3 protein-coding genes, 1 tRNA gene and 2 rRNA genes (2 of these 6 only partly in view) are annotated in these 5,000 nt (G+C 35.4%); 5 read left to right on the top strand and 1 reads right to left on the bottom strand.

Translation table 11 applies throughout. The features are described from left to right. The 5 genes from OW730_RS01270 to OW730_RS01250 all read left to right on the top strand — a co-directional run. Positions 1-1,196 (top strand): 23S ribosomal RNA (locus OW730_RS01270) (it extends 1,704 nt beyond the left edge of the window). A gap of 48 nt (positions 1,197-1,244) precedes the next feature. Further along, positions 1,245-1,361 (top strand): 5S ribosomal RNA (gene rrf / locus OW730_RS01265). A 5-nt stretch (positions 1,362-1,366) separates the two neighbouring features. Beyond that, positions 1,367-1,442: transfer RNA gene (locus OW730_RS01260), tRNA-Lys, on the top strand. A 624-nt stretch (positions 1,443-2,066) separates the two neighbouring features. Then, positions 2,067-3,341 carry a dicarboxylate/amino acid:cation symporter gene (locus OW730_RS01255; RefSeq protein ID WP_271227357.1) on the top strand — a complete coding sequence of 425 codons (1,275 nt, stop codon included), beginning with the start codon at positions 2,067-2,069 and terminating at the stop codon, positions 3,339-3,341. Between the two features lie 166 nt (positions 3,342-3,507). After that, positions 3,508-4,542 (top strand): IS1595 family transposase, encoded by a 1,035-nt coding sequence (locus OW730_RS01250; protein ID WP_271227356.1) that lies wholly within the window; start codon positions 3,508-3,510, stop codon positions 4,540-4,542. A gap of 62 nt (positions 4,543-4,604) precedes the next feature. Here the strand turns inward: OW730_RS01250 and OW730_RS01245 are convergent, their stop codons facing one another. Further along, positions 4,605-5,000: the 3' portion of a hypothetical protein gene (locus tag OW730_RS01245; RefSeq protein WP_271227355.1), read on the bottom strand. Its footprint extends 141 nt past the window's final position; 396 of the gene's 537 nt are visible here — the last part of the coding sequence; the start codon falls outside the window, past its right edge; the stop codon is at positions 4,605-4,607.

The following is a 5,000-nucleotide window of genomic DNA, read 5'->3' as shown; positions in this document are numbered from 1 at the left end:
GCAAATTGACCCCGTAACTTCGGGAGAAGGGGTGCCTACGAGAGTAGGCCGCAGTGAATAGGCCCAAACAACTGTTTACCAAAAACACAGGTCTCTGCTAAATCGTAAGATGATGTATAGGGGCTGACGCCTGCCCGGTGCTGGAAGGTTAAGGGGATCACTTAGCGTAAGCGAAGGTGTGAACTTAAGCCCCAGTAAACGGCGGCCGTAACTATAACGGTCCTAAGGTAGCGAAATTCCTTGTCGGGTAAGTTCCGACCCGCACGAATGGCGTAATGATTTGGGCACTGTCTCAACAGTAAATCCGGTGAAATTGTAGTACCAGTGAAGATGCTGGTTACCCGCGGTTGGACGGAAAGACCCCGTAGAGCTTTACTGTAGCTTAGCATTGAATTTCGGTATTGTCTGTACAGGATAGGTGGGAGACTAGGAAACTGGGGCGTTAGCTTCAGTGGAGTCGTCCTTGGGATACCACCCTGGCAGTACTGGAATTCTAACGAGTGGCCATGAATCTGGTCATCGGACATTGCTAGGTGGGCAGTTTGACTGGGGCGGTCGCCTCCTAAAAAGTAACGGAGGCGCTCAAAGGTTCCCTCAGCGCGGTCGGAAATCGCGCGAAGAGTGCAAAGGCAGAAGGGAGCCTGACTGCGACACCTACAAGTGGAGCAGGGACGAAAGTCGGACTTAGTGATCCGGTGGTACCTCGTGGGAGGGCCATCGCTCAACGGATAAAAGCTACCTCGGGGATAACAGGCTTATCTCCCCCAAGAGTCCACATCGACGGGGAGGTTTGGCACCTCGATGTCGGCTCGTCGCATCCTGGGGCTGTAGCTGGTCCCAAGGGTTGGGCTGTTCGCCCATTAAAGCGGCACGCGAGCTGGGTTCAGAACGTCGTGAGACAGTTCGGTCCCTATCCGCCGCGGGCGTAGGAAATTTGAGAGGAGCTGTCCTTAGTACGAGAGGACCGGGATGGACTGACCTCTGGTGTACCAGTTGTCGCGTCAGCGGCACCGCTGGGTAGCTATGTCGGGAAGGGATAAACGCTGAAGGCATCTAAGCGTGAAGCCCACCTCAAGATTAGATTTCCCTGCCTAGTGCAATAAGATCCCTTGAAGAACACAAGGTTGATAGGCTGGAGGTGTAAGTGTGGTAACACATGTAGCTGACCAGTACTAATAGATCGAAGACTTAATCTTAACTTACTTTGTGCAATTTTGAAGGAACATCCTTCAAACAAAATGATATCTGGTAATAATGGCGTGAAGGTTACACACCTTCCCATTCCGAACAGGATTGTTAAGCTTCACAGCGCTGATGGTACTGCACTGGAGACGGTGTGGGAGAGTAAGACGTTGCCAGGTAATATGATCCACTAGCTCAGTCGGTAGAGCACATGACTTTTAATCATGGTGTCCAGGGTTCGATTCCCTGGTGGATCACCACAAACACTTGCTAATTTTTTAGTAAGTGTTTTTTTTATATTCAAATTCAATACTCCATCAAATTCTCTATTATATAAATATATTTTTCACTTTAAGTTAATATGTTGGGGTTGTATATCCATGATTCTATAATCACTAAAATATTTAATATAAACAAAATATAGCCTTATTTTAAAATAGCTTCTTTTAATAATCAAAATAATAAATACTCGGATTATTAAGAGAAGTTATTTAGCTAATAGATTATATCCACAAACAATTCTATATATAACCAGTTGTCGATGAAAAGACTTTACCCAAATAAAGTAAATGCAAGTATTAATTAAATAACTTGCAAAAAATAAAAAAGTAATGTAAAATAGATTTTAAGGGTTCACGAATATATAGGAATCTACATTTTGGTATTTAAAACTTATTGCGTAATTGAAATTTCAAACCTTCATTTTCCAGAAAAACAATACTTTCCAGAATAGTATTGCTTTCCATTAATAATTCATAAAAAGTTATTCAACAATATTTCGTACAATTAAATACTTCAAACAATATATATATAAATTCAATTTGAGTACTATAACTATTTTATTGGACAAGTTATTATTATTAAATTTAAAAGGGGGACGATTAATGAAAAAAAGTAATTTAACATTAAAAATATTATTGGCTATGTTTTTTGGATTAGTATTAGGTGGTATTTTATATAATTTTAATGAAACAAGCTTTGTAGATAAGGTTATTGTAAATGGAGTATTGGATTTATTGGGTGGAATCTTTATAAATTCAATTAAAATGATGGTAGTTCCGTTGGTTTTTGTGTCTTTAGTATGTGGTTCTGCTGCTATTGGAGACATAAAAAAATTAGGAAGAGTAGGAGGCAAAACAGTACTTTTTTATATAACAACAACCGCAATAGCTATAAGTATTGCCTTTGGATTAGCATCAATAACAAATCCAGGTAAAGGGTTGATTCTTGAGAATTTAGCTAAAGCAGAATATAAAGTAGGGACTGCTGATTCATTCTTTAATATACTTAAAAATATAGTTTCAACTAATCCTATTAAATCATTAGCAGAAGGTAACATGCTTCAGATTATTGTATTTGCTATATTAGTCGGAATAGGAATAAGTGTATTAGGCAGTAAAGTTGAAAAGGTTAAGAATTTATTTGAGGAATTAAATGTTCTTGTTTTGAAGCTTGTAGAGATAATTATGTTATTTGCACCAATAGGCGTTTTTGCTCTTATTACTAAGACATTTGCAACGTTAGGGTATGGTGCAATGTTTAATTTAGGTAAGTATATGTTAACAGTAGTATTCGCACTGATAATTCATTTTACTGTTACCTATTTAGGTATGTTAACGGTTTTAGGTAGGTTAAATCCATTTAAATTCATGAGAAAATTTATGAAAGTAATCACTGTTGCTTTTTCTACAGCAAGTAGTAATGCGACAATACCGGTTACATTAGAAACCGTTCAAGATGATTTAGGAGTGTCTAAAGGTATTTCATCCTTTACTATACCGTTAGGGGCAACAATAAATATGGATGGCACAGCAATAATGCAAGGAGTTGCAACTGTATTTATAGCTCAGATATATAATATTCCATTAGATCTAGGAGACTTTGTTACAGTTGTTATGACGGCTACTTTGGCATCAATAGGGACTGCTGGGGTTCCTGGAGTGGGCTTAATAATGTTATCCATGGTATTAACACAAATTGGAGTGCCTGTTGAGGGAATTGCACTTATTATAGGTATAGATAGAATACTTGATATGTGCAGGACTGCTATAAATGTTACAGGAGATGCTGTATGTACAACTATTATAGCTAAAACAGAAGGTGAATTTGATAACGAGGTATTTGAAAATGAAGTTAGTAAGATAAGTCAAATAGCTTAATAAATAGGACAATATTTTAACGTAACTAAGTTAAAGAAACCACGCAGTAGTAATTATGTGCGTGGTTTTTATTATTAAGCTATGTTTTAAAATAATGTTGAAACGGTATAGTATCTCGCAAATACGGCTATAATATTAATGTAATGGAAAATAAGGAGGGTTTATTATGGCTAGAATGAGATACATATTAGAAAGTGTAAAAGAGCTTAATATTGAAGAAAAGGAAATATTGTTATCTTATCTAGAAGAATCTATTTTATTAGGTTCATTCGGCACTAAACTTTCTGAAGATGTAAGAGAGTCTAGGTTTTCAAAAGGAAAAGTCTGCCCTCATTGTAAAACTAGTGACATATCTAGAAATGGGAAATATAACGGTAAACAGCGTTACATTTGCAAGACATGTAGGAAATCATTTAATGATTTCACTAAATCTCCTGTGTCATATAGTAAAAAAGATTTATCTAAATGGATTCAATATGCAAAATTAATGATAAACGGAGCTACCATAAGAAAATGTGCTGAAATTTTAGATATAAATATTGCTACAAGTTTTTTCTGGAGACATAAGATTTTAGAAGGAATTAAGAAGTTTTTAGGTGTTGGTCATGTTGATGGTGTTGTTGAAAGTGATGAGACATTTGTGCTTGAATCTTATAAAGGGAATCACTCTAAATCAAAACATTTTAAAATGCCTAGAAAAGCTTATAGAAGAGGCGGTAGAGCTTCAAAGAGAGGTATCTCTAATGAACAGATATGTATAAGTTGTTCTATAGATAGAGGTGGCAATATTATAAGTGAAGTTATATGCAGAGGTAGGGTTAAATCAGATGACCTTAAAAAGCTATATGATAATAGAATACAAAAGGATTCTATATTTTGTACAGATTCTCATAAAAGCTATATAAGATTTGCAGCGGATTTAAATTTAAATCATATTAGAATTAAACGTGGAAGAAGAAAAGAAGGTATATATCACATACAACATATAAATTCATATCATAGCAGACTAAAGGAATGGATGTATAAATTTCATGGTGTGGCGACTAAATACCTGTGTAATTATCTTAGTTGGTTTCGATGGCTAGAGTACTTTAAAAATGACAAAGAGCCTATTAAATACAAAAATCTAATTACACAATCATTATCCGCTTATTCTAAAATTAGAGTAATTGATTTTAAAGATATAAGAGTAACTGTATAACTTCAAAACTAAAGCTACCTCAAAAGAAATAGCTTTAGCTCTTAAAATAAGAATTATATGTATTATATTAAACCATCTTTTAAATCATAAATAAATTCTTTTGCAAATTTTTGTTGTTGGGAATAAATATCCTGTGCTTCTGGTAAGTAGCAAACTCCTTTACCTAATATGTTATCTTCCACATATTTAATAGTTTGCTCTAGTGTTTGTCCTCTAACAGACCCAGTTATTAATGATTTCACAATTAGATATGTTTTTCCGCCTTCAATCATATGAGCATCGTGAAGGATTTTACCTTCCAATGTCATTGCTTCTTCATCTTTCTGTGATTCCCATGCAACAGTAATAATTTTTTTTACCATATCTGTTGAAATTTCTTGCGTTTTTAGCCAGTCAATTATCATTTGTTCACTATTATAAATAAACCCATGAAAATATGCAGAATATGTTAAAATATC

It is taken from the genome of Oceanirhabdus sp. W0125-5, from assembly GCF_027938815.1.
Classification (GTDB): Bacteria; Bacillota; Clostridia; order Clostridiales; family Clostridiaceae; genus Oceanirhabdus.
The sequence above is the reverse complement of the archived record's forward strand: the minus strand, read 5'-3'. Positions and strand labels throughout refer to the sequence as shown.